This window comes from Pantoea sp. MT58 (assembly GCF_014495885.1).
GTDB classification, from domain to species: Bacteria; Pseudomonadota; Gammaproteobacteria; order Enterobacterales; family Enterobacteriaceae; genus Pantoea; species Pantoea eucalypti.
Map to the genome: position 1 here is coordinate 3,229,466 of NZ_CP061083.1, position 23,824 is coordinate 3,253,289.

At 53.5% G+C, this 23,824-nt stretch carries 20 protein-coding genes, 2 tRNA genes and 3 rRNA genes; 11 read left to right on the plus strand and 14 right to left on the minus strand.

Features of this window, described 5'->3' with window-relative positions; all coding sequences use genetic code 11:
- Window positions 1-39: 39 nt before the first annotated feature.
- The gene (rnhA, locus tag IAI47_RS15330; protein ID WP_003852549.1) at window positions 40-507 is read left to right on the plus strand and encodes a ribonuclease HI; all 468 of its coding nucleotides are present in this window, start codon (window positions 40-42) and stop codon (window positions 505-507) included.
- Here rnhA and IAI47_RS15335 read toward each other — a convergent pair.
- Window positions 489-1,226: a class I SAM-dependent methyltransferase gene (locus IAI47_RS15335; protein ID WP_003852547.1), complete on the minus strand. Its 738-nt coding sequence runs from the start codon at window positions 1,224-1,226 to the stop codon at window positions 489-491. The two genes, rnhA and IAI47_RS15335, sit on opposite strands and share 19 nt — an antisense overlap.
- Window positions 1,227-1,268: 42 nt before the next feature.
- Between IAI47_RS15335 and gloB the strand changes: the two genes are divergently transcribed.
- Together gloB and mltD are read left to right on the plus strand one after the other, a co-directional pair.
- Complete coding sequence (gene gloB, locus IAI47_RS15340; protein ID WP_003852545.1) at window positions 1,269-2,024, plus strand: hydroxyacylglutathione hydrolase; 756 nt, start codon at window positions 1,269-1,271, stop codon at window positions 2,022-2,024.
- Window positions 2,025-2,095: 71 nt separating this feature from the next.
- Window positions 2,096-3,472, plus strand: coding sequence for a murein transglycosylase D (mltD, locus tag IAI47_RS15345; RefSeq protein WP_033742950.1), 1,377 nt, complete (start codon window positions 2,096-2,098; stop codon window positions 3,470-3,472).
- 110 nt (window positions 3,473-3,582) lie between these two features.
- On the opposite strand, the gene IAI47_RS15350 is transcribed toward mltD, so the two are convergent.
- From IAI47_RS15350 to gmhB, 7 genes are all read right to left on the minus strand, one after another.
- Window positions 3,583-4,374: an endonuclease/exonuclease/phosphatase family protein gene (locus IAI47_RS15350; RefSeq protein WP_033742994.1), complete on the minus strand. Its 792-nt coding sequence runs from the start codon at window positions 4,372-4,374 to the stop codon at window positions 3,583-3,585.
- Between the two features lie 634 nt (window positions 4,375-5,008).
- A tRNA-Asp gene (locus IAI47_RS15355) sits at window positions 5,009-5,085 on the minus strand.
- An 87-nt stretch (window positions 5,086-5,172) separates the two neighbouring features.
- Window positions 5,173-5,288, minus strand: a 5S ribosomal RNA gene (gene rrf / locus IAI47_RS15360).
- A gap of 95 nt (window positions 5,289-5,383) precedes the next feature.
- Window positions 5,384-8,291, minus strand: a 23S ribosomal RNA gene (locus IAI47_RS15365).
- A gap of 230 nt (window positions 8,292-8,521) precedes the next feature.
- Window positions 8,522-8,596, minus strand: a tRNA-Glu gene (locus IAI47_RS15370).
- A gap of 88 nt (window positions 8,597-8,684) precedes the next feature.
- Window positions 8,685-10,225: ribosomal RNA gene (locus tag IAI47_RS15375) — 16S ribosomal RNA — on the minus strand.
- The 16S, 23S and 5S rRNA genes sit together here with 2 tRNA genes alongside, the layout of an rRNA operon.
- A 406-nt stretch (window positions 10,226-10,631) precedes the next feature.
- Window positions 10,632-11,192, minus strand: coding sequence for a D-glycero-beta-D-manno-heptose 1,7-bisphosphate 7-phosphatase (gene gmhB, locus IAI47_RS15380; RefSeq protein ID WP_003852609.1), 561 nt, complete (start codon window positions 11,190-11,192; stop codon window positions 10,632-10,634).
- A gap of 189 nt (window positions 11,193-11,381) precedes the next feature.
- Here gmhB and metN point away from each other — a divergent pair, with 189 nt between their 5' ends.
- The 6 genes from metN to proS all read left to right on the plus strand — a co-directional run bounded on the left by metN (window position 11,382) and on the right by proS (window position 16,941).
- The gene (gene metN, locus IAI47_RS15385; RefSeq protein ID WP_003852611.1) at window positions 11,382-12,413 is read left to right on the plus strand and encodes a methionine ABC transporter ATP-binding protein MetN; all 1,032 of its coding nucleotides are present in this window, start codon (window positions 11,382-11,384) and stop codon (window positions 12,411-12,413) included.
- The gene (locus IAI47_RS15390) at window positions 12,406-13,059 is read left to right on the plus strand and encodes a methionine ABC transporter permease MetI (protein ID WP_003852613.1); all 654 of its coding nucleotides are present in this window, start codon (window positions 12,406-12,408) and stop codon (window positions 13,057-13,059) included. The genes metN and IAI47_RS15390 overlap by 8 nt, the downstream gene beginning before the upstream one ends.
- 30 nt (window positions 13,060-13,089) lie before the next feature.
- Window positions 13,090-13,905: a MetQ/NlpA family lipoprotein gene (locus IAI47_RS15395; protein ID WP_003852616.1), complete on the plus strand. Its 816-nt coding sequence runs from the start codon at window positions 13,090-13,092 to the stop codon at window positions 13,903-13,905.
- 128 nt (window positions 13,906-14,033) lie between these two features.
- Window positions 14,034-14,432 carry an Rcs stress response system protein RcsF gene (rcsF, locus tag IAI47_RS15400; protein WP_003852619.1) on the plus strand — a complete coding sequence of 133 codons (399 nt, stop codon included), beginning with the start codon at window positions 14,034-14,036 and terminating at the stop codon, window positions 14,430-14,432.
- Entirely contained in the window at window positions 14,429-15,133 is a 705-nt protein-coding gene (tsaA, locus tag IAI47_RS15405) for a tRNA (N6-threonylcarbamoyladenosine(37)-N6)-methyltransferase TrmO (RefSeq protein WP_003852620.1), read from the plus strand. The genes rcsF and tsaA overlap by 4 nt, the downstream gene beginning before the upstream one ends.
- A gap of 89 nt (window positions 15,134-15,222) precedes the next feature.
- A complete protein-coding gene (gene proS, locus IAI47_RS15410) occupies window positions 15,223-16,941 on the plus strand; it encodes a proline--tRNA ligase (RefSeq protein ID WP_003852621.1) in 1,719 nt (572 codons plus the stop codon).
- Window positions 16,942-17,291: 350 nt separating this feature from the next.
- Here the strand turns inward: proS and arfB are convergent, their stop codons facing one another.
- Window positions 17,292-17,702: an alternative ribosome rescue aminoacyl-tRNA hydrolase ArfB gene (gene arfB, locus IAI47_RS15415; RefSeq protein WP_003852622.1), complete on the minus strand. Its 411-nt coding sequence runs from the start codon at window positions 17,700-17,702 to the stop codon at window positions 17,292-17,294.
- A gap of 217 nt (window positions 17,703-17,919) precedes the next feature.
- Between arfB and IAI47_RS15420 the strand changes: the two genes are divergently transcribed.
- Together IAI47_RS15420 and rof are read left to right on the plus strand one after the other, a co-directional pair.
- Complete coding sequence (locus IAI47_RS15420) at window positions 17,920-18,120, plus strand: YaeP family protein (protein ID WP_003852623.1); 201 nt, start codon at window positions 17,920-17,922, stop codon at window positions 18,118-18,120.
- Window positions 18,107-18,367: a Rho-binding antiterminator gene (gene rof / locus IAI47_RS15425; protein WP_008925644.1), complete on the plus strand. Its 261-nt coding sequence runs from the start codon at window positions 18,107-18,109 to the stop codon at window positions 18,365-18,367. Before IAI47_RS15420 ends, rof begins: the two co-directional genes overlap by 14 nt.
- A gap of 40 nt (window positions 18,368-18,407) precedes the next feature.
- On the opposite strand, the gene IAI47_RS15430 is transcribed toward rof, so the two are convergent.
- The 5 genes from IAI47_RS15430 to accA all read right to left on the minus strand — a co-directional run bounded on the left by IAI47_RS15430 (window position 18,408) and on the right by accA (window position 23,820).
- The gene (locus IAI47_RS15430; protein WP_003852625.1) at window positions 18,408-18,716 is read right to left on the minus strand and encodes a cytochrome c; all 309 of its coding nucleotides are present in this window, start codon (window positions 18,714-18,716) and stop codon (window positions 18,408-18,410) included.
- Window positions 18,716-20,035 carry a tRNA lysidine(34) synthetase TilS gene (gene tilS, locus IAI47_RS15435; protein WP_008925643.1) on the minus strand — a complete coding sequence of 440 codons (1,320 nt, stop codon included), beginning with the start codon at window positions 20,033-20,035 and terminating at the stop codon, window positions 18,716-18,718. The genes IAI47_RS15430 and tilS overlap by 1 nt, the downstream gene beginning before the upstream one ends.
- 52 nt (window positions 20,036-20,087) lie before the next feature.
- A complete protein-coding gene (locus IAI47_RS15440) occupies window positions 20,088-20,477 on the minus strand; it encodes a VOC family protein (protein WP_003852628.1) in 390 nt (129 codons plus the stop codon).
- A 64-nt stretch (window positions 20,478-20,541) separates the two neighbouring features.
- On the minus strand, window positions 20,542-22,692 hold the full coding sequence (locus IAI47_RS15445) for a lysine decarboxylase LdcC (RefSeq protein ID WP_008925642.1): 2,151 nt from the start codon (window positions 22,690-22,692) through the stop codon (window positions 20,542-20,544).
- Window positions 22,693-22,863: 171 nt separating this feature from the next.
- Complete coding sequence (gene accA, locus IAI47_RS15450; RefSeq protein ID WP_003852630.1) at window positions 22,864-23,820, minus strand: acetyl-CoA carboxylase carboxyl transferase subunit alpha; 957 nt, start codon at window positions 23,818-23,820, stop codon at window positions 22,864-22,866.
- Window positions 23,821-23,824 lie beyond the last annotated feature (4 nt).

The window sequence follows — 23,824 nt, forward strand, 5'->3', positions numbered from 1 at the left end:
ATGTCAGACTTAGCGTTTTTGAGAGGAAGTCTACCAGAGATGCGCAAACAGGTAGAAATATTCACCGATGGATCCTGCCTCGGAAATCCCGGTCCCGGCGGTTATGGTGCGATTTTACGCTACGGTCAGCATGAAAAGACGTTCAGCGCGGGCTATCACCTTACCACCAATAACCGGATGGAGTTGATGGCGGCGATTGTTTCGCTTGAAGCGTTGACTCAACCCTGCGATGTGGTGCTCAGCACCGACAGTCAGTATGTGCGCCAGGGAATCACCAGCTGGATTCATAACTGGAAAAAGCGTGGCTGGAAAACCGCCGATAAAAAGCCAGTAAAGAATGTCGATCTCTGGCAGCGTCTCGACTTAGCACTCAGCACCCACAAAATTCAGTGGGAGTGGGTTAAAGGGCATGCCGGACATCCGGAAAATGAACGCTGCGACGTGCTGGCCCGCACTGCAGCTGAAAACCCTGCCTTTGAAGATATCGGTTATAAAGCCGAGTCCTGATCCTCTGCCTTGCGGAACTGACGCGTCGCGTTGACCGTCTGGCGGATCTTGCTGGTACTCAGGCTCTTCTTTGCACGTGTCGGCAGCAGCGGGAAGGTGCGTTTACGTGCCACCACAATATTCAGGCAGCCCAGCGCCGGTAAGTGGGCGCTGATCAGTTTCCCGCCCTGTCGATGCCACGGCAGCACCTGAAACCGGGTGCGATAAACCACTTCATAATTCAGCAGCCCCAGCCAGTCGAGCAACCGCATCTGGCTGAACATCCGTCCGCTCCACGGCGCCTTGCGAGTTAATCCCGGCACCATTTTGCTCACGCCAAGCAGGCTGAAGGGATTAAAACCGCTGATGATCATCCAGCCATCATCGATTAACACCCTGTCCACTTCGCGCAATACCCGATGAGGATCCTGGCTCCAGGCGAGCGTATGGGCCATCAGACAGGCATCCACCGACTTCGACTCAAACGGCAACTGCATCGGGTCGGCCAGCACCTGCAACTGCTCACCTTTACTGCCCACATTGACCTGATGTGAAATAGCACAATTTTCTGTGTTGATTTCTGCGCTGAGATTGCCAAGCTTAAGCATATGAAAGCCATATAGCTTTCCGAGGTAAGGCTGAAGCTGCTGCGTTAACGCGTCGCGGAAATACTCTCCCCACGGCATATCGCGCCATGACAGCGGAGCGTTCAGAATCTGGCGTGATTTAGCGGGCTTCATGCTTTACGCTCTTCCTTTTACTACGACCTGCGAGAGGTGATGATGAATCTTACCAGTATTCCTGCGTTGCAGGACAACTACATCTGGGCACTGACGGATGATCAAGGTAAATGCCTGATTGTCGATCCCGGCGAAGCCCAACCGGTGTTAGAAAAAATGGCGTCCAACGGCTGGGAGCCGGTCGCCATCCTGCTGACTCACCACCATAACGATCATACCGGTGGAGTGAAAACCCTGTGTGAGCATTTCCCGCAACTGGAGGTGTACGGCCCTCAGGAAACCGAGGCCAAAGGAGCCAGAACGATCGTCAGCGAAGGGGATAAAGTCACGGTTCTGGGGCTGACTTTCGACGTGATTCATACCCCTGGTCACACTTTAGGACATATCTCATATTACAGCGCCCCTTATCTTTTCTGCGGAGACACCCTCTTTTCAGGTGGCTGTGGACGCCTTTTTGAGGGCACAGCAGAGCAAATGTATGATTCGTTTCAAAAGCTTAATCAGCTACCAGGAGAAACCTTAGTCTGTTGCGCGCATGAATATACTTTATCCAATTTGAAGTTTGCTGCGGCTATTCTGCCTCATGACCCGCAAATAATGGCCGAATATCAGAAAATTAAGGACTTACGCGCTGAAAATGGCATTAGTCTGCCTGTAAAACTGGCGCACGAACGGTCAATTAATTTATTTCTCCGTTCGCAAGACGTTGATTTACAACGCGCTTTAAACGTTAATGTTTCTGATGAACCGCTATGGCATACATTTGCTGTTCTACGCGAGAAGAAAGACGCTTTTTGATTTTTCGGGTTGTGTTGTGAAAAGTCGTCACGTATAGTTGCTCGTCTTTTAAGCGAACTATTGACACACATATGAAGGCTAAAGCGATATTACTCGCCTCAGTCTTGCTGGTGGGATGTCAGGCGTCCAGGAACGATGCCAATATTCCCGAACAGCATGCACAGAGTCTGTCTTCAGCTGGTCAAGGTGAAAATGGAAAGTACGGAGACGAGTTTTTGTCGCCGCGATGGCAGGAAGATGGAACTGGCCTCGCAGCAGACGCAGATCTCTGGAGTTTCATTAGTGACGAGTTGAAGATGGGGATTCCGGAAAACCCGGCAATCCGCGAACAAAAAAGAAAATTTTTAAAAAATAAGAGCTATCTCCACGATGTAACATTACGGGCAGAGCCGTACATGTACTGGATAGTCGAGCAGATACAGAAACGTAAAATGCCGATGGAACTGGTACTGCTACCCATAGTGGAGAGCGCTTTTGACCCCCGGGCAACGTCATCCGCCAATGCCGCTGGCATCTGGCAGATTGTTGCAGCTACGGGTCGAAACTATGGTTTGAAACAAAACCAGTATTACGATGGGCGACGTGATGTGGTCGCATCCACGAAAGTTGCGCTGGATATGATGCAGCGTCTTAACACTATGTTTGACGGTGACTGGTTATTAACCATCGCCGCCTATAACAGTGGTGAAGGACGTGTGCTTAAAGCGATTAAGCAGAACAAGGCGCGCGGTAAGCCGACTGACTTCTGGCATTTATCGCTGCCACGCGAAACAACCGTGTATGTGCCTAAAATGTTAGCTCTGAGTGAACTGCTCAAAAATAACAAGCGTTACGGTATCAAACTGCCGACACCTAATGAAAGTCGTGCTCTGGCGCGAGTGGAAGTGGGTCAGCAGATACAGCTGACGCAGGCTGCCGAAATGGCAGGTATGTCGCTCACGAAACTGAAGAGCTTCAATACCGGCTACAAAGGCGGTGCAACAGCGCCAAACGGCCCGCACTATATTATGGTGCCGAAGTCGAACGTCGCTAAACTGCGTAACTCACTGGCTTCCGGTGACATCGCAGCAGTACAGCCGACGCAGCTTGCAAAAGCCAGCGCGAGTGGCGGGTATAAAGTGCGACGTGGGGATACGCTTTCTGGTATCGCCGCTAAACTTGGCGTCAGCGTCTCGACACTGAAGCAGGAAAACAACCTGCGCGGTGCTGATATCCGACCGGGTCAGACTCTGACTATCGGTTCGAATGGCACCCGACTGGCTGATAACGGCAACAGCATCACCTACCGTGTTCGTAAGGGTGATTCTCTTGACAGTATTGCCCGTCATCACGGCGTCAATATTAAAGACGTGATGCGCTGGAACAGTGTGCTGGACAATGCGAAAGATATTCAACCCGGCGATAACTTAACGCTGTTTGTGAATAATAACGCAACCCCTGATACCTGATACGTTGAAAAGGCTGACAATTGTCAGCCTTTTTCTTTTATGCATCTGCCGCCGTTTACGCATTCCCCTCCCCTTCCCTTGCCTTCTGCTGGCAGCCTTAATGTCTCTTACTAACGTCCTGAACTGAACTCCACCAGTAGCGGATTATGGTCGGACGCGCGCGTGACCAGTACGGATGCTTCGCTCACTCTGAGATCGCGATAGAAGACGAAATCCAGCGGGCGGCCAAACGCTTTACGACGATGGTCGACAGTAAACATGACTTCTTCCAGTTTCATCCGCTGTGCAAACCGGTAGAGCGCATTGATGCGCTGACGGCTCCATGCATTAAAATCACCGGCCATAATTACCGGTCCCTGGTGGTGCATAATCTGCTCACCAATAGGTCCCAGCTGTTTACTGTAAACGTCCACACCGAGGCTGAAGTTAACCGCATGGATGTTGACGACCATCAGCATATCACCGGCCGGCAGAGGGTAAGCCGTGACCAGTGCCGATTTTGACAGCCTCAGCAGAGGTTCTCGCTCACGTAACGGACAACAATAGACCGGGTGCGCAGAGGCAAGTGTCATCACTCCAGAGGGGTGCTGAGGCAGCACAAAGGCGGGCACCTGATCGGCAGCCAGATAGTTACTGGTCGCAAACTCCACCAGTTCAGGTGTGGTCTGCGCCTCCTGCAGTAATACAAGATGTGCATCCTTACCAAATCCTTCCAGTACTGACATCCAATCTGCGCGTTGCTGCTTAAAGATGTTCCATACCAGGACCTTGAGATTTGGATGCGCAGGCAACGGGGCGCCGGGAGGCAGTGCCTGACCGAGATGGAGCATCGCGCCAGGTGGAAAGATCTGTTCCACTGGTTGTCCTGCTACATATCGCATTGCATAAGTTTTTTTGCGCACTTTCCCGCCTGGCTGATGATTCAAAAATACAGTTAACACCTGTCTGTTATAGGGATTCTAGACCGGGGTTTCAATGGATGCAGGTGAATGTCGGAATTCATCACGCATTTCCAGCATAAAGCAGCCCTTTTTCGCTCGCTAAGCAAATCGAGGCAGATCGGGAGGCGACATTGTCTTTGTCATCATTGAGCCCTGACAGTGGGCAGACAATTAATCAGCTCTGTCTTTGGGTAAGGATATTAGCCGTCTTTCGGACTTTATGATCGATTGTGAAGTGGCGGAGGGAGCACCGTTGCAGTCACTACGTCTGCCGGTCGGGATGCGCCTTAATGCGGTTGACTGCTACGACACTGGGGTGAGCCAGCCTGGGTGCGGGCTTTTATCGTTTTCTTACTGAGTGGACAGCTGAGCAGCGACAGCGTATGTGAACGCTTAAGAGGCTGGCATTGTCGGCGTTTAACCGAACACATTCGTAATGGTGGAATCGACAACGGGATTATTGCTTTATGTTCAGATTATCAGCTGTCGTTAACATGATCCTGCAAATCGATGGGAATCAGTGCGCGAACTTCCCGGACTGATTTAGCTGCAATGGAAAAAGCCCTGACCGTTAAGTCAGGGCTTTCCAATTAAGTGGCGGAACGGACGGGGCTCGAACCCGCGACCCCCTGCGTGACAGGCAGGTATTCTAACCAACTGAACTACCGCTCCACCGATTCTTTCACGGTTCTCAGCAACCGGCTGAGAACCGTCTGTTCCTGTTGCTTTCCTTGTCAGGGGAAAAGGAACGAATTTAATGCCTGGCAGTTCCCTACTCTCGCATGGGGAGACCCCACACTACCATCGGCGCTACGGCGTTTCACTTCTGAGTTCGGCATGGGGTCAGGTGGGACCACCGCGCTAAAGCCGCCAGGCAGATTCTGTTCTCCGCGCCGCCCGTGAAGGCCGCGCAGATTATTATCCGGTACAGGCTGAAAATCGTCTCTCTCAAAAACGCCTCTGGCGTTGTAAGGTTAAGCCTCACGGGTCATTAGTACCGGTTAGCTCAACGCATCGCTGCGCTTACACATCCGGCCTATCAACGTCGTAGTCTTCAACGTCCCTTCAGGACTCTCAAGGAGTCAGGGAGAACTCATCTCGGGGCAAGTTTCGTGCTTAGATGCTTTCAGCACTTATCTTTTCCGCACTTAGCTACCGGGCAATGCCATTGGCATGACAACCCGAACACCAGTGGTGCGTTCACTCCGGTCCTCTCGTACTAGGAGCAACCCCCCTCAATTCTCCAGCGCCCACGGCAGATAGGGACCGAACTGTCTCACGACGTTCTAAACCCAGCTCGCGTACCACTTTAAACGGCGAACAGCCGTACCCTTGGGACCTACTTCAGCCCCAGGATGTGATGAGCCGACATCGAGGTGCCAAACACCGCCGTCGATATGAACTCTTGGGCGGTATCAGCCTGTTATCCCCGGAGTACCTTTTATCCGTTGAGCGATGGCCCTTCCATTCAGAACCACCGGATCACTATGACCTGCTTTCGCACCTGCTCGAGCCGTCACTCTCGCAGTCAAGCCAGCTTATGCCATTGCACTAACCTCACGATGTCCGACCGTGATTAGCTGACCTTCGTGCTCCTCCGTTACTCTTTAGGAGGAGACCGCCCCAGTCAAACTACCCACCAGACACTGTCCGCAGCCCGGATCACGGGCCTACGTTAGAACATCAAACATTAAAGGGTGGTATTTCAAGGTTGGCTCCACGCGAACTGGCGTCCGCGCTTCAAAGCCTCCCACCTATCCTACACATCAAGGCTCAATGTTCAGTGTCAAGCTGTAGTAAAGGTTCACGGGGTCTTTCCGTCTTGCCGCGGGTACACTGCATCTTCACAGCGAGTTCAATTTCACTGAGTCTCGGGTGGAGACAGCCTGGCCATCATTACGCCATTCGTGCAGGTCGGAACTTACCCGACAAGGAATTTCGCTACCTTAGGACCGTTATAGTTACGGCCGCCGTTTACCGGGGCTTCGATCAAGAGCTTCTCCTTGCGGATAACCCCATCAATTAACCTTCCGGCACCGGGCAGGCGTCACACCGTATACGTCCACTTTCGTGTTTGCACAGTGCTGTGTTTTTAATAAACAGTTGCAGCCAGCTGGTATCTTCGACTGGCTTCGGCTCGGGGAGTAAATCCCTCCACCTACGCGCCAGCGTGCCTTCTCCCGAAGTTACGGCACCATTTTGCCTAGTTCCTTCACCCGAGTTCTCTCAAGCGCCTTGGTATTCTCTACCTGACCACCTGTGTCGGTTTGGGGTACGATTCTGTGTTACCTGATGCTTAGAGGCTTTTCCTGGAAGCTGGGCATTTATCACTTCAGCACCGTAGTGCCTCGTCGTCACGCCTCAGCGTTGATAAGGGACCGGATTTACCTGGACCCTCCGCCTACACGCTTAAACCGGGACAACCGTCGCCCGGCTGATATAGCCTTCTCCGTCCCCCCTTCGCAGTAACACCGAGTACAGGAATATTAACCTGTTTCCCATCGACTACGCCTTTCGGCCTCGCCTTAGGGGTCGACTCACCCTGCTCCGATTAACGTTGAACAGGAACCCTTGGTCTTCCGGCGAGCGGGCTTTTCACCCGCTTTATCGTTACTTATGTCAGCATTCGCACTTCTGATACCTCCAGCATGCCTCACAGCACACCTTCGACGGCTTACAGAACGCTCCCCTACCCAACAACACATAGTGTCGCTGCCGCAGCTTCGGTGCATGGTTTAGCCCCGTTACATCTTCCGCGCAGGCCGACTCGACCAGTGAGCTATTACGCTTTCTTTAAATGATGGCTGCTTCTAAGCCAACATCCTGGCTGTCTGTGCCTTCCCACATCGTTTCCCACTTAACCATGACTTTGGGACCTTAGCTGGCGGTCTGGGTTGTTTCCCTCTTCACGACGGACGTTAGCACCCGCCGTGTGTCTCCCGTGATAACATTCCTCGGTATTCGCAGTTTGCATCGGGTTGGTAAGCCGGGATGGCCCCCTAGCCGAAACAGTGCTCTACCCCCGAGGATGAGTTCACGAGGCGCTACCTAAATAGCTTTCGGGGAGAACCAGCTATCTCCCGGTTTGATTGGCCTTTCACCCCCAGCCACAGGTCATCCGCTAATTTTTCAACATTAGTCGGTTCGGTCCTCCAGTTAGTGTTACCCAACCTTCAACCTGCCCATGGCTAGATCACCGGGTTTCGGGTCTATACCCTGCAACTTAACGCCCAGTTAAGACTCGGTTTCCCTGCGGCTCCCCTATACGGTTAACCTTGCTACAGAATATAAGTCGCTGACCCATTATACAAAAGGTACGCAGTCACCCCCATAAAGAAGGCTCCCACTGCTTGTACGTACACGGTTTCAGGTTCTGTTTCACTCCCCTCGCCGGGGTTCTTTTCGCCTTTCCCTCACGGTACTGGTTCACTATCGGTCAGTCAGGAGTATTTAGCCTTGGAGGATGGTCCCCCCATATTCAGACAGGATACCACGTGTCCCGCCTTACTCATCGAGCTCACAGCACGTGTGCTTTTGTGTACGGGAGTATCACCCTGTACCCTGCGACTTTCCAGACGCTTCCACTAACACACATGCTGATTCAGGCTCTGGGCTGCTCCCCGTTCGCTCGCCGCTACTGGGGGAATCTCGGTTGATTTCTTTTCCTCGGGGTACTTAGATGTTTCAGTTCCCCCGGTTCGCCTTGCAGCACTATGTATTCATGCTGCAATGATGCACAGAGTGCACCGGGTTTCCCCATTCGGACATCGACGGCTGTAGCGGTTCATATCACCTTACCGTCGCTTTACGCAGATTAGCACGTCCTTCATCGCCTCTGACTGCCTGGGCATCCACCGTGTACGCTTAGTCGCTTAACCTCACAACCCACAGGCGTTTTACAACGCTGCGAGCTGCAAGCATTTGAGAGACTCGAACATGTCGCGCTTTTCATTCTTATTACGGAGAATGAAAACGACACGTCGTTTCAATTTTCAGCTTGTTCCGGATTGTTAAAGAGCAAATATCTCAAACGCGCCACGGCTGCTTACGCAACCAGAACGGTTTTGAGATACTGTATGGAGACACCTTTCACCTGTCACCAAGCAGGTGGCGTCCCCTAGGGGATTCGAACCCCTGTTGCCGCCGTGAAAGGGCGGAGTCCTAACCGCTAGACGAAGGGGACACGATAGTGTCACGACTTCGCAGCCGTCCTGCTCATTACTTTTTATCAGACAATCTGTGTGGACACTGCGCGGGAAGGTATCTTCAGGTAAGGAGGTGATCCAACCGCAGGTTCCCCTACGGTTACCTTGTTACGACTTCACCCCAGTCATGAATCACAAAGTGGTAAGCGCCCTCCCGAAGGTTAAGCTACCTACTTCTTTTGCAACCCACTCCCATGGTGTGACGGGCGGTGTGTACAAGGCCCGGGAACGTATTCACCGTGGCATTCTGATCCACGATTACTAGCGATTCCGACTTCACGGAGTCGAGTTGCAGACTCCGATCCGGACTACGACGCACTTTGTGAGGTCCGCTTGCTCTCGCGAGGTCGCTTCTCTTTGTATGCGCCATTGTAGCACGTGTGTAGCCCTACTCGTAAGGGCCATGATGACTTGACGTCATCCCCACCTTCCTCCGGTTTATCACCGGCAGTCTCCTTTGAGTTCCCGCCATCACGCGCTGGCAACAAAGGATAAGGGTTGCGCTCGTTGCGGGACTTAACCCAACATTTCACAACACGAGCTGACGACAGCCATGCAGCACCTGTCTCACGGTTCCCGAAGGCACTAAGGCATCTCTGCCGAATTCCGTGGATGTCAAGAGTAGGTAAGGTTCTTCGCGTTGCATCGAATTAAACCACATGCTCCACCGCTTGTGCGGGCCCCCGTCAATTCATTTGAGTTTTAACCTTGCGGCCGTACTCCCCAGGCGGTCGACTTAACGCGTTAGCTCCGGAAGCCACTCCTCAAGGGAACAACCTCCAAGTCGACATCGTTTACGGCGTGGACTACCAGGGTATCTAATCCTGTTTGCTCCCCACGCTTTCGCACCTGAGCGTCAGTCTTTGTCCAGGGGGCCGCCTTCGCCACCGGTATTCCTCCAGATCTCTACGCATTTCACCGCTACACCTGGAATTCTACCCCCCTCTACAAGACTCAAGCCTGCCAGTTTCAAATGCAGTTCCCAGGTTAAGCCCGGGGATTTCACATCTGACTTAACAGACCGCCTGCGTGCGCTTTACGCCCAGTAATTCCGATTAACGCTTGCACCCTCCGTATTACCGCGGCTGCTGGCACGGAGTTAGCCGGTGCTTCTTCTGCGGGTAACGTCAATCGGTAAGGTTATTAACCTCACCGCCTTCCTCCCCGCTGAAAGTACTTTACAACCCGAAGGCCTTCTTCATACACGCGGCATGGCTGCATCAGGCTTGCGCCCATTGTGCAATATTCCCCACTGCTGCCTCCCGTAGGAGTCTGGACCGTGTCTCAGTTCCAGTGTGGCTGGTCATCCTCTCAGACCAGCTAGGGATCGTCGCCTAGGTGGGCCATTACCCCGCCTACTAGCTAATCCCATCTGGGTTCATCCGATAGTGAGAGGCCCGAAGGTCCCCCTCTTTGGTCTTGCGACGTTATGCGGTATTAGCCACCGTTTCCAGTGGTTATCCCCCTCTATCGGGCAGATCCCCAGACATTACTCACCCGTCCGCCACTCGTCACCCAAGAGCAAGCTCTCTGTGCTACCGTCCGACTTGCATGTGTTAGGCCTGCCGCCAGCGTTCAATCTGAGCCATGATCAAACTCTTCAATTTAAGTTTGATTTGCTTAAACAAGTTAAGCGGTGCTCATCTGTAAAACGTCATAATGAATTTCATTATGTGTTCACTCGTGAGGCTTTGATATTTTGTTGCGTCCTAAGACGCTGATATCAATCCTGCGAGTGCCCACACAGATTGTCTGATAAATTGTTAAAGAGCAGTGCGAACAGTGCGTTAGCGTCCTGTCGCGAGGTGGCGTATATTACGCTTTCCTCCTGCAGAGTCAACCTCTATTTCAGAAGTTTTTCTCCGGCGGCGCAGTCTCCTGTGCCTGCTGACCCGTTTTCCGTTGCCGGTTTGCCGTGTCAGTGGAGGCGCATTATAGGGAACGGCTGAGATAGCGCAAGTGCAAATTACAACTTTTTCACTGTTCGCCTGAAATTTGCACAAAAGCGCCGTTTTAACCCTTTTTAATGCGTCCTGGCAGCTCTGCAAGGCTATTAATTACCCAATCTGCTGCGGCTTCACCTTCAGCGGTAATCGGTTTGCCACTGCGCACCAGCACTTTGGTGCCGACACCGGCAGCCTGCCCGGCCAGCATATCCTCCAGCTTGTCACCCACCATATAAGAAGCAGCCATATCAATGTGCAGCTCTTCCTGTGCCGTCAGCAGCATGCCTGGCTGCGGCTTACGGCAGTCACATTCCTGACGAAACGCTTCAACTGTTGCTTCAGGATGGTGAGGACAGAAATAGATGCCATCAAGATCAACGTCGCGATCGGCCAGCGACCAGTCCATCCATTCAGTCAGCCGCATAAAGGTATCTTCGGTAAACATACCGCGCGCGATACCAGACTGATTGGTCACAACCACCAGCGCATATCCCATTGCCTTCAGTTGTTGCAGCGCTTCAATGGTGCCGTCAATAAACTGGAAGTCATCAATCTCATGGACATAGCCATTATCGACATTAAGGGTGCCATCACGATCAAGAAAAATAGCGGGGACTTTATTCGCCACGTAGAAACTCCTGCTGTAAAAATTGCCGATCAGTATCGCATGATTGCTATAAAAGGGAGAATGTCAGATTGAATCACTTTCATTGATTTAGACGTCTGGATGCCTTAACATCCATCCAGCTTTTATAATGAACAAAAGCGACGAGGTTTCCCACACCACGGACAACGCAATACGATAATTAATAACATAATGATTAAACTTGAAAATATCACCAAAGTGTTTCAGCAAGGCTCGCGGACTATTCCGGCATTAACGGATGTGAGCCTGCATGTGCCTGCCGGACAGATTTATGGCGTTATCGGTGCTTCCGGTGCCGGTAAAAGTACACTGATTCGTTGCGTTAACCTGCTGGAGCGCCCAACCTCGGGCCGCGTACTGGTCGATGGGGCGGATTTAACCGCACTCAACGAACGCCAGTTAACCCAGGCGCGCCGCCAGATCGGCATGATCTTCCAGCATTTTAACCTGATGAACTCACGAACGGTTGCGGGCAATGTCTCTCTGCCACTGGAACTGGGTAATCTCTCGCGTGCGCAGATCAACGCTCGCGTCACTGAGTTGCTGGAACTGGTGGGATTATCCGATAAGCATGATGCCTGGCCCGCCAATCTGTCGGGCGGACAGAAGCAGCGCGTCGCGATTGCTCGTGCCCTGGCCAGTAATCCCAAGGTCCTGCTGTGTGATGAAGCGACCAGCGCACTGGATCCCGCGACCACACGTTCAATTCTGGAATTGCTCAAAGACATCAACCGCCGCCTGGGGCTGACGATTCTGCTGATTACCCATGAGATGGATGTGGTGAAACGCATCTGCGATCAGGTTGCGGTCATCAGTCACGGTGAGCTGATTGAGAAAGATAGTGTCAGCGAAGTCTTCTCTCATCCTAAAACGCCACTGGCGCAGCAGTTTATTCAGTCCACGCTGCATCTGGATATCCCGGATGACTATCAGCAGCGCCTTTCTGCCACCGCATCTGAAAATACCGTGCCGCTGCTGCGACTGGAATTCACCGGTAAATCGGTTGATGCGCCGCTGCTTTCCGAAGCGGCCCGCCGTTACAACGTGAATAACAACATTATCAGTGCGCAGATGGATTACGCCGGTGGCGTGAAGTTCGGCATTATGCTGGCAGAAATGCACGGCACAGAGAGCGATACCCGCGAGGCGATTGCCTGGCTGAAGGAGAATCATGTGAAAGTAGAGGTGTTAGGTTATGTCTGAAGCGATGATGTGGTTGCTGGGACGGGGCGTGTGGGAAACGCTGATGATGACCTTCGTCTCAGGCTTTTTCGGTTTTGTGCTGGGCCTGCCGGTCGGCGTTTTACTCTATGTGACCCGTCCAGGACAGATTCTTCAGAATCAGGGTCTTTATCGCGTGCTTTCCGCGCTGGTAAATATCTTCCGCTCGATTCCTTTCATTATCCTGCTGGTCTGGATGATTCCCTTTACCCGCGTGATCGTCGGCACCTCAATCGGACTGCAGGCGGCTATCGTGCCGTTGACCGTCGGTGCTGCGCCGTTTATTGCGCGTATGGTTGAAAACGCCTTACTGGAACTGCCAACCGGCCTGATTGAAGCGTCACGTGCCATGGGTGCCACGCCAATGCAGATCATCCGTAAAGTTCTGCTGCCGGAAGCGATGCCGGGCCTGGTGAACGCGGCGACCATCACGCTGATTACGCTGGTCGGTTACTCCGCCATGGGTGGCGCGGTGGGTGCCGGTGGCCTGGGCCAGATCGGTTATCAGTATGGTTATATCGGATATAACGCCACTGTGATGAATACGGTATTAGTGTTGTTAGTGGTTTTAGTGTATCTCATTCAATTCTGTGGCGACCGCATCGTGCATGCTGTGTCCCATAAGTAAGCAATATCACATTATTAAGAAGGAAAGGATATGTCTTTCAGATTCAAGAAAATTGCCGCTGTGGGTGCACTGATTGGCGCGATTGCGCTGGCAGGTTGCGATCAAAAAGAGAAAGACCCTAACCACATCAAAGTGGGCGTGATTGTCGGTGCTGAGCAGCAGGTTGCTGAAGCCGCGCAGAAAGTGGCTAAAGATAAGTATGGTCTGGACGTTGAGCTGGTCACTTTCAACGATTACGTTCTGCCGAATGAAGCGCTGAGCAAAGGCGATATCGACGTTAACGCCTTCCAGCACAAACCTTACCTTGATCAGCAGATCAAAGATCGTGGCTACAAGCTGGTTTCAGTGGGTAATTCTTTCGTCTACCCAATCGCGGGCTATTCGAAGAAGATCAAATCACTGGATGAGCTGCAGGATGGCGCGCAGGTTGCTATTCCAAACGATCCGACCAACCTGGGCCGTACACTGCTGCTGCTGCAGAAAGTCGGTCTGATCAAACTGAAAGATGGCGTGGGCTTGCTGCCAACCTCACTGGATATCACTGAGAACCCTAAGCATCTGAAAATTGTTGAGCTGGAAGCGCCACAGCTGCCACGTTCACTGGACGATCAGCAGATTGCTCTGGCAGTGATCAACACCACTTACGCGAGCCAGATTGGCCTGACACCCGCGAAAGATGGCATTTTCGTCGAAGATAAAGATTCACCTTATGTGAACCTGATTGTCGCGCGTGAAGATAATAAAGATGCGGAAAACGTGAAGAAATTCGTTAAGGCTTACCAGTCTGACGAAGTTAACGCAGAAGCTAATAAAGTCTTTAACGGCGGCGCGGTTAAAGGCTGGTAATTCAGTCCGTGATCTCCCTAAGGGCGGCGCTATGCCGCCCTTTCTGCTATTGGGTGCCCTGCCCGACTTGTTATTTATTCTTGTCCTTGTTTCAATAACGCCACTTTTTGAAACCTGAGGATGTTGCCATGCGTTTTTTACCGCTCTGCTTGTTAGCATTGATGCTGACAGGGTGTGTTCATGAGTATCACCCGATAAGCAGCGCACCGTCCCGGCCGCAGCAATCCAGTGAACCGACCCATAAGCCTGTGGCACGACCCGCACCCGTTAAGCTCTATACCGATGCCGCCGATCTGGTCAGTAAGCCGTTCCGCGATCTGGGTGAAGTCTCCGCTGAAGATTGCCAGATGAGCAATCAGAACTCCCCGGCCAATATCGCTACAGCACGGAAACGTCTGCAGATCAAAGCATCACAGATGAAAGCCAATGCAGTGCTGCTGCATCAGTGTGAAATCGTTACCGGCACACCAGGCTGTTATCGCCAGGCGGTGTGTCAGGGTTCAGCGCTGAAAGTCAGCAATCAATGAGTGAATTCGCCTTTGCGCAAATTGGGGTAATTCGTTCGCCGTGGAAGGAGAAGTTTGCCGTACCGCGTCAGCCAGGCCTGGTGCAGGATGGCGGCGGCGAGCTTCATCTGCAGCCACCTTACAATCAGCCGGAAGCGGTACGTGGACTGGAAGCGTTCAGCCATCTCTGGCTGCTGTTTGTTTTCCATCAGACGATGGAAGGTGGCTGGCGTCCCACGGTTCGCCCTCCCCGTCTGGGCGGCAATGCGCGCATGGGTGTTTTCGCGACACGTTCCACGTTCCGTCCCAACCCCATTGGGATGTCGCTGGTTGAACTGAAAGGTGTCAGAATTGAGAAGCAGCAGGTGATTCTGCAGCTTGGCAGTCTGGACCTGGTCGATGGTACTCCGGTAGTGGATATCAAACCTTATCTGCCTTTTGCCGAAGCGCTGCCTCATGCCCAGGCAGGTTTTGCTCAGGCTGCCCCTGCGGCTGATATGCCGGTTCGCTTCTCCGCACTGGCCCAGCAGCAGCTTCAGCAGCAGTCGCGCTACCCCAATCTGGCACGCTTTATCCGTGAAGTGCTGGCACAGGATCCCCGTCCGGCTTATCGTCAGGGCGAAACGCAGGCGCGGGAATATGCGGCCTGGCTGATGGATTTTAATGTCCGCTGGCGCATTGATGATGCCGGTACTGAAGTGATCGCTATCGACCCGCGTTAAAACCCGCTTTTGAGGCGGTGATCTCACTGGTACACTAGCCGCCAGCAAAATTCTGTCTGTGACTTTCCGATCAACTGGAACCGTAATCAATGCGTACTACTCAATATCTGCTCTCTACTCAGAAAGAGACGCCTTCCGACGCTGAAGTGATCAGCCACCAGCTGATGCTGCGCGCCGGTATGATCCGCAAACTGGCTTCTGGCTTGTACACCTGGTTACCGACCGGGGTTCGCGTGCTGAAAAAAGTCGAAAACATCGTGCGTGAAGAGATGAACAACGCGGGCGCTGTTGAGATTTTAATGCCGGTTGTGCAGCCCGCCGACCTGTGGCAGGAGAGCGGTCGCTGGGAGGAGTATGGCCCGGAACTGTTACGTATTGCCGATCGCCACGAGCGTCCGTTCGTGCTGGGTCCGACGCATGAAGAGGTGGTCACTGACCTGATCCGCAACGAACTGAGCTCTTATAAGCAGTTGCCGCTCAACCTGTATCAGATTCAGACCAAATTCCGTGATGAAGTGCGTCCACGTTTTGGCGTGATGCGTTCACGTGAGTTCATCATGAAAGATGCTTACTCGTTCCATACGTCGCAGGCGTCGCTGCAGGAAACCTATGACGCGATGTACCGCGCCTATAGTCAGATCTTCAGCCGTATGGGACTGGATTTCCGTGCTGTGCAGGCCGATACCGGCTCTATCGGCGGCAGCGCATCACATGAGTTCCAGGTGCTGGCGCAGAGCGGTGAAGATGATGTGATTTTCTCTACCGATTCTGATTACGCCGCTAACATTGAGCTGGCCGAAGCCGTCGCACCGGCCGGTGAACGTGCCGCACCATCTCAGGAGATGCAGCTGGTCGAAACACCAGACGCAAAAACCATCGCGGAGCTGGTTGAGCAATTCAATGTACCTGTCGAAAAGACAGTGAAAACGCTGATTGTTAAAGGTGCAGAAGAGAGCGGTCACGCGCTGGTTGCCCTGCTGGTTCGCGGCGATCATCAGCTGAATGAGATCAAAGCAGAGAAATCTGCCATCGTTGCATCGCCGCTGGTGTTCGCGACGGAAGAAGAGATTCGCGCCGCAGTGGGTGCGGGTCCGGGTTCAATCGGGCCTGTGGGTCTGCAGATGCCGATCATTGCTGACCGTACCGTGGCGAAGATGAGCGATTTCAGCGCCGGTGCCAACGTCGATGGTAAACACTACTTCGGCATTAACTGGGAGCGCGATCTGCCGCTGGCCAGCGTTGCGGATATCCGTAATGTGGTCGAAGGCGATTTAAGCCCGGATGGCAAAGGCACGCTGCAGATTAAACGTGGTATTGAAGTCGGTCACATCTTCCAGCTCGGTACTAAGTATTCTGACGCGCTGAAAGCTTCCGTTCAGGGTGAAGATGGCCGTAATCAGGTGATGAGCATGGGCTGCTACGGCATCGGCATCACTCGCGTGGTGGCGGCAGCCATTGAGCAAAACCATGACGATCGTGGCATCATCTGGCCAGCCGCACTGGCACCGTTCGAGGTGGCGATTCTGCCGATGAATATGCAGAAATCGTTCCGTGTTAAAGAGCTGGCAGAAGAGTTATATGCCACGCTGCGTGCCAAAGGCGTTGAAGTTATCCTGGATGACCGCAAAGAGCGTCCGGGCGTGATGTTCGCCGATATGGAACTGATCGGGGTGCCACACACCATCGTCATCGGCGATCGCAATCTCGACAACCAGGAGATTGAATACAAATCACGTCGTGCCGGTGAGAAGCAGATGATTAAGCAGGATGAAATTGTTGAGTTCCTGCTGAAAGCACTGAACAAGTAAATTGTGAAGGAAAGGTCAGATAACTTGCTTGTGTGGCCTCTAACAGCTTAAGAGTTTGCCCGGTTGCTGTAATTCCGTATCTGCTCAGGAAACAGGGTCAGATCGGAAAGACGCAAAAGCCGCCATCCATGGCATGCTCGGCCCGCGCGATTACGCACCTCATCCATGAGGTGCGCCCTGACCGGGCCAACGCATGGCGTTGTTCAAAAACGCTCCCGGCGTTTTTGTCCATGGCGCGGGACGCTTTCCTCTTCTGACCCTGTTCCCTTCGCCATGCGCTTATTCGTTGCTGCCAGAGTCACGCTGAGCTGCCTGATCAGTACTCAAACGCCCCGCCTGCGGGGCGTTTTTTATTGCACCTTGCCGCGCATCGATTTCGTCGAACTGCGACGGGCTTTTCCTTCCAGACGACGCTCTTTCGAGGCGCGGGTCGGCCGCGTAGCGCGCCGGGCTTTTTCCACGGTACTCAGCTCCTGGATCAGATTGACCAGACGTTGCAGTGCCGCTTCACGATTCATCTCCTGACTGCGATACTCCTGCGCCTTAATCACCACCACGCCATCTCCGGTAATCAAATGATGACTGGCAGTGAGCAGCCGCTCTTTATAAAACGCGGGCAGCGAAGAAGCAGCAATATCAAAGCGCAGATGAATGGCCGTGCTGGCTTTGTTGACATGTTGTCCACCAGCGCCCTGAGCGCGAATAGCCGTCAGCTCGATCTCACTCTCCGGAATCTCAACCGAACGGGATAGCATAATCATCAGCTTGCTCCCCACACCTTAATCACGTTGACCTCCGATAACCTGTTCATCAAATTAACCTTTTGTGCTCTGATTCATTCCGTCCCAGACAGCGGAATCTGTCACTTTAGCAGTGATTCGCGCACTGTTCCTGCTTTACGCAGGCTGATTTCCTCTAAATGGCTATGATATAGTCGCCAGTTAACCAGAGTATCGACGCTCTGCTGAGGGGGGCCATGTGCAAAATTATTGTGAGTTAGTTCGCCGGAAATATGCCGAAATCGGCAGCGGAGACTTAGGTTACATTCCGGATGCGATTGGCTGCGCATTGAAGGCACTTAATGATATTGCCGCAAATACTGAGCTAAACTCTTCTGTCAGGGAACAGGCGGCCTACGCCGCTGCTAACTTATTGGTGAGCGACTATGTTGATAAATGAAGCGTACCAACCTATCAATTGTGATGACTACGATAATCTGGAACTCGCCTGCCAGAATACCTGGATGCTGTCGCTGGAAATGAAAGATGGCGAACAGCTCAAGGCAAAGGCCAAAGAGATTTTTTCACGCAAGAACGTGGAATATCTGGCTATCGATCTTTCCGGTGAACATCGCGAATTACGTCTCGACCATATTGCCAGCTTTACCCATCCCGAACTGGGTACGGTGGTTGTCAGCGCTGAGTAATAGACGCATCACGGGCGGGACCTTCCCGCCCTGTTAACCCTCAGGGCTGCAACGAACTGTAGTACGCCGCCAGATCAGCTATATCACTGTCACTCAATCCCGCTACAAATGCCTTCATCACCTCAGCCTGGCCGCCAGTGCGCTCGCCCTTTTTGTAGGCGTGCAAAGCCTGTTCCAGATAAGGTGCGTGCTGCCCGGCCAGATTGGGATAGAGGGGCACAGCCGCTTTACCTGCTGCACCATGGCAGGCCATGCAGCTCCCTGCTTTTTGTGCGCCGCGTTGCGCATCGCCCGCAGCCCACGCCGGTAATACGGCGCCCACTAAAAAGGCGATAAACCATTGCTTCATTATTGTTGTTCCTCTGCGCTGCATGCCCTGTCCCAGACTATCTGACAGCCCTGTTGATCAACAGCCGCGCCAGCGTGGGTGACAAACAGATTCGGAACACAGATCAGCGTCTGGTTATAAAAGATTAACGGCAGCCGTTCTCGCTGCCACGGAGGTATCTGCAACTCCTGCCACAACTTTTTCATTTCCCTTCCACCCTGACGGCCCACCAGATGAACGTGACCCTGCGCATGAAAGCGTACGCTGACCTGCTCATCCGGCTGAGGATAACGCAACAGGCTCTGCGCCTGGCTGGCGCATAACGTGCCGAGATTCTGCGGTAACACCAGCGGCTGGCAGAGATCGGGCCATGCCAGCTCGGTGTAGCGCAGTGAACTGCGCAACGGCAGCCAGTAGAGCTGCTGACGGTAGCGGCGGAGTTCAGCCTGACCGAATCGCAGCTTCGGCTGTGCATCCCCCCGGCTCGCCATGACTTCATCGCGAATACGTTTCAGCGCTTCACGGGAGGGCATCCTGCCGCCCTGCCCGGCGATCCAGCGGCGCAATAACGCATTAGCACGCAACTCACTCATGACCATCAAGGGCGGAAAGTGCAGGCTGCCATCTGGCTGGATGAGCTCATTGAGTTGTCCGGTGAGCAGTTCATCCAGTAACTGCTCCTGCTCACTGCACAACGCCGCACTTCGGGCTGTCGCCTCGGCAAAATGGGGCCAGCGCTGGTAAAGCGCCGGCAGCAGCCGCTGACGAAGGAAGTTACGGTCGTAGCGAAGATCCTGATTACTTTCATCTTCGATCCACACCAGCTGATGGGTTCTGGCATAGGTTTCAAGCGACTGCCGCGACTGATTCAGCAGTGGACGCAGCAGCTGATGCGAACCCAGCGCACGCGCAGCAGGCATCGCCGCCAGCCCGGCCGGACCGCTGCCGCGCTTCAGCGCCAGCATAAAGGTTTCACACTGATCGTCGAGGTGCTGCGCGGTCAGTAACACTTCACCCGGCAACAATGCCGCACTGAGCGCCTGATAACGGGCGGTGCGGGCGGCGGCTTCAATGCCGTTTTCCCTGCCATCCACGGTAACGTGCAGTACCTCACATGGCAGTTGCCACTGCTCGCATACCGACAGGCAGTGCGCTGCCCAGCAATCGGCATTCGGGCTAAGCCCATGATGAACATGTAACGCCCGCAGATGGGATTCGGGATGCTGCTGCTGCCAGCCGCGAAGCTGATGCAGCAGCACGGTTGAATCGAGTCCGCCACTGAAGGCGACCACCAGCGCGGCATCAGGTTGCAACATGGCGTCAAAAGCGGGCAAAGGCATGGCAGGATCCAGAAAGTCGGGCCACTGAATGTCGCCCGCTGAGCGCGCTATTTTACGCCTGATAAAGCTCCAGCGGCAAACCATCCGGATCGGCAAAGAACGTACACTGTTTACCCGTCAGTTCATCGATGCGAATCGGCTCGCAGATTACGCCTTTACTGGCCAGCGTTGCGACAGCGGCGGCCACATCCGGCACGGTAAAGGCCAGATGACGCAGGCCACACGCTTCGGGATGACTGACGCGCGCCGGCGGCTCAGGAAAAGAGAACAGCTCAATAGTGTAGCGATCCTCCAGGGCCAGGTCGCCTTTCCAGGAGTCGCGCGCTTCACGGTAATATTCGCCCATGAGACGAAAGCCCAGCACGTCACAATAGAACGCTTTGCTGCGCTGATAGTCGGAAGCGATGATGGCGATGTGGTGAATAGCGGTTAACTGCAACATGTTGAATATCCTGATTCGGGCAGGCTGTCCCCAGACACCCTGCCGCTATTAGTCGTTTAAAGATTTATGCCGGATCGTTTTTCAGCACGCGGACGCGATACTCGCCCTCTTCCGTCAGACTGGCACCGTGAATATCGGTCTCGAAGCCCGGATAATGCCGGCCGATACTGCACAGCATCAGCAGGAAATCGAGCACGGCACGGCTCTTCTCCGTAATCATCTCTCCTGGCATCACCAGTGGCACGCCTGGTGGATAAGGCAGAATCATGTTGGCCGACACCCGCCCGACCAGTTCGCTGAGATCCACCGTTTCGATGTTGCCCTTCACCTGTTGCTGAAACGCCTGATGCGGCGTCATCTTCATTTCGGGCAGGACATCAAATGCCTGCAGCATCAGTCGCGGCAGGTCATGATGACGGATCAGTTGATGAATCCCCTGCGCCAGCGTCTGAATGCGCATATTGCGATAGAAGTCGGGATCTTCAGCGTAGAGATCCGGCAGCATGTTCTTTACCCGCAGATTGAGATCGTAGGCGCGTTTGAACTCAGTCAGACCGCGCAGCACGCTCATCGCTTTGGTTTTGTCGATGCCAATACTGAAAAGGAACAGCAGGTTGTAGGGGCCGGTTTTCTCCACCACGATGCCGCGCTCATCAAGAAACTTCGCCACCAGCGCTGCCGGGATCCCCTCGTCTGCCATCTCTCCCAGCTCGCTCATTCCTGGCGTCAGGATAGTGACTTTGATCGGATCGAGGTACATATGATCGCGATCGGCCTGCGTAAATCCGTGCCAATCCTCGTCGCCGGGCTGGATCGCCCAGCATTGCGCTTCGTCGACCTGTTCCGGCTGCCAGATATCGAAAAACCAGCTGTCGGACTCTTCACGCAGGCGCTGAACCTCACGACGAAAGTGCAGCGCACGCTCAACCGAGCGATTGATCAGCCGCTTGCCGGGATTACCACGCAGCATTGCAGCAGCAGTTTCAATAGAGGAGACGATGGCGTAATTGGGCGACGTGGTGGTGTGCATCATATAGGCTTCGTTAAACGTCTGTTCGTCGTAGTCGCCTTTAATGTGAATCATGGATGCCTGCGAAAACGCCGCCAGCAGTTTATGGGTCGATTGCGTTTCATACACCACTTTGCCCGGGGTGCGCTCGCCACTCATACCACTTTTCCCGGCATAAATCGGATGGAAATTGGTGTAAGGCACCCAGGCTGAATCGAAGTGAATCGACGGCACATCCAGCGTCTCTTTAATGTACTGGGTGTTATAGAGCAGCCCATCGTAAGTGGAGTTGGTGATTACCGCATGAACCGGCCACGTGGCGCGATCGGTCGTCGCGACTTTCTGCGTAATGCTCTCGCGGGTGAATTCATGCTTTGGAATCCCGCCAAGAATCCCCAGTGCATTGCGGGTCGGCTTCAGCCAGATGGGGATCAGATCGCTCATCATCAGCAGATGCGTCAGTGACTTGTGGCAGTTGCGATCGATCAGCACGGTGCTGCCCGACGGTGCCGCATACATGCCGACAATTTTGTTCGACGTTGAGGTGCCGTTGGTCACCATGTAACTCTGTTCGGCACCAAAAGTGCGTGCGATATACTCTTCCGCTTCAAGATGTGGACCGGTGTGATCCAGCAGCGAACCCAGCTCGGTAACGGAAATTGAGATATCTGACTTCAGGGTATTGGCCCCGAAGAAATCATAAAACAGGCAGCCTACCGGGCTCTTCTGAAACGCGGTACCCGCCATATGGCCCGGCGTGCAGAAGGTGTACTTGCCCTCTTTCACATAGGTGAACAGCGCTTTAGTCAGTGGTGGCGTAATGTGGTCGAGATAGTCATCGGTATACTGCCGGATATGCAATGCAATATCGTCGGCGGCATTCAGCGCATATTCAAAAAAGTGCAGTGGCATGCGCATCTCATTGATGCTGATGTCCATCTGAGAGTGGGTGTTGATAAAGGCATACAGTGGCAGGTATTCGTTGAGCTGATTAATCTCACCGCACAGTTCCGGGCTGTTGTGCGCGTCCCAGTCGAAGATGACGCCGCTGATACGCGGATTGTGTTCGATCAGTTTCAGCAGATCGTCACTGTTTTTTGGGTAAAGCAGCTGGAAGCCTTGCAGATTTAACGCCGCGTCGAGTTCGCGTAACGGTTCATCTTTATAAAACACGCCGTGCGCGCCCATGATCGCCAGAATATTCAATGCCCATCTCCGTGATTGTTGTGCAACCGGACAAGCATAACCGCTAACCAGGGGAAGGTGTAGCAAGGGGACGATCAGATGAGGCTGAAAGGCATCAGGCAGCGTACCGCGTTAAACCCATGGCATAAAAAAAGCGGACCGAAGTCCGCTTCCTGATTGGCTGAGCCTGAATCAGGCGTAGCCGTAGCTCATCAGGCGCTGATAACGACGATCCAGCAGCTCTTCAGTGCTTAATCCATCGAGATCGGCCAGATCAGCCAGCAGCTGTTGCTTCAGAGACTGCGCCATATCAACCGGACGGCGATGTGCACCACCCAGCGGCTCAGGGATCACTGAGTCAATCAGCTTCAGCTCTTTCAGACGGTGAGCGGTAATGCCCATCGCTTCAGCAGCCAGCGGCGCTTTGTCAGCGCTTTTCCACAGAATGGAGGCACAGCCTTCCGGCGAGATCACTGAATAGGTGCTGTACTGAAGCATATTCACTTTGTCGCCCACGCCAATCGCCAGCGCACCGCCAGAACCGCCCTCACCGATAACCGTACAGATAACCGGTACTTTCAGGCCAGACATTTCACGCAGGTTGCGGGCGATCGCTTCAGACTGCCCACGCTCTTCCGCGCCCACGCCAGGATACGCACCCGGTGTGTCGATGAAGGTGATGATTGGCATTTTGAAACGCTCAGCCATCTCCATCAGGCGCAGCGCTTTGCGATAGCCTTCCGGTGCTGGCATGCCGAAGTTACGGCGAATCTTCTCTTTGGTTTCACGGCCTTTCTGATGCCCGATGATCATCACCGGACGTCCATCAAGACGCGCAATCCCGCCCACAATCGCTTTGTCATCCGCATAAGCACGGTCGCCCGCCAGCTCATCGAAATCGTCGAAGGCGTTGCGAACATAGTCAAAGGTGTAAGGACGTAACGGATGACGCGCCAGTTGAGCAATCTGCCATGCGCCCAAATCAGCGAAGATTTTACGGGTCAGCTCAACACTTTTCTCACGCAGACGCTGAACTTCTTCATCCAGATTAACGTGTTTATCATCCTGACGACCAATTGAAGTCAGCGAATCGATCTTCGCTTCCAGTTCTGCAATTGGCTGTTCAAAATCCAGGTAATTAAGACTCATAATG

What these genes read in the sequence shown, in the direction of transcription:
- IAI47_RS15390 (WP_003852613.1), top strand. Translation starts at nt 12,406, where the DNA reads ATGTCTGAAGCGATGATGTGGTTGCTGGGACGGGGCGTGTGGGAAACG.
- rcsF (WP_003852619.1), top strand. Translation starts at nt 14,034, where the DNA reads ATGCGTTTTTTACCGCTCTGCTTGTTAGCATTGATGCTGACAGGGTGT.
- IAI47_RS15440 (WP_003852628.1), bottom strand. Translation starts at nt 20,477, where the DNA reads ATGTTGCAGTTAACCGCTATTCACCACATCGCCATCATCGCTTCCGAC.
- mltD (WP_033742950.1), top strand. Translation starts at nt 2,096, where the DNA reads ATGAAGGCTAAAGCGATATTACTCGCCTCAGTCTTGCTGGTGGGATGT.
- tilS (WP_008925643.1), bottom strand. Translation starts at nt 20,035, where the DNA reads ATGCCTTTGCCCGCTTTTGACGCCATGTTGCAACCTGATGCCGCGCTG.
- IAI47_RS15430 (WP_003852625.1), bottom strand. Translation starts at nt 18,716, where the DNA reads ATGAAGCAATGGTTTATCGCCTTTTTAGTGGGCGCCGTATTACCGGCG.
- accA (WP_003852630.1), bottom strand. Translation starts at nt 23,820, where the DNA reads ATGAGTCTTAATTACCTGGATTTTGAACAGCCAATTGCAGAACTGGAA.
- rnhA (WP_003852549.1), top strand. Translation starts at nt 40, where the DNA reads ATGCGCAAACAGGTAGAAATATTCACCGATGGATCCTGCCTCGGAAAT.
- metN (WP_003852611.1), top strand. Translation starts at nt 11,382, where the DNA reads ATGATTAAACTTGAAAATATCACCAAAGTGTTTCAGCAAGGCTCGCGG.
- IAI47_RS15335 (WP_003852547.1), bottom strand. Translation starts at nt 1,226, where the DNA reads ATGAAGCCCGCTAAATCACGCCAGATTCTGAACGCTCCGCTGTCATGG.
- gloB (WP_003852545.1), top strand. Translation starts at nt 1,269, where the DNA reads ATGAATCTTACCAGTATTCCTGCGTTGCAGGACAACTACATCTGGGCA.
- arfB (WP_003852622.1), bottom strand. Translation starts at nt 17,702, where the DNA reads ATGATTATGCTATCCCGTTCGGTTGAGATTCCGGAGAGTGAGATCGAG.
- tsaA (WP_003852620.1), top strand. Translation starts at nt 14,429, where the DNA reads ATGAGTGAATTCGCCTTTGCGCAAATTGGGGTAATTCGTTCGCCGTGG.
- rof (WP_008925644.1), top strand. Translation starts at nt 18,107, where the DNA reads ATGTTGATAAATGAAGCGTACCAACCTATCAATTGTGATGACTACGAT.
- proS (WP_003852621.1), top strand. Translation starts at nt 15,223, where the DNA reads ATGCGTACTACTCAATATCTGCTCTCTACTCAGAAAGAGACGCCTTCC.
- IAI47_RS15395 (WP_003852616.1), top strand. Translation starts at nt 13,090, where the DNA reads ATGTCTTTCAGATTCAAGAAAATTGCCGCTGTGGGTGCACTGATTGGC.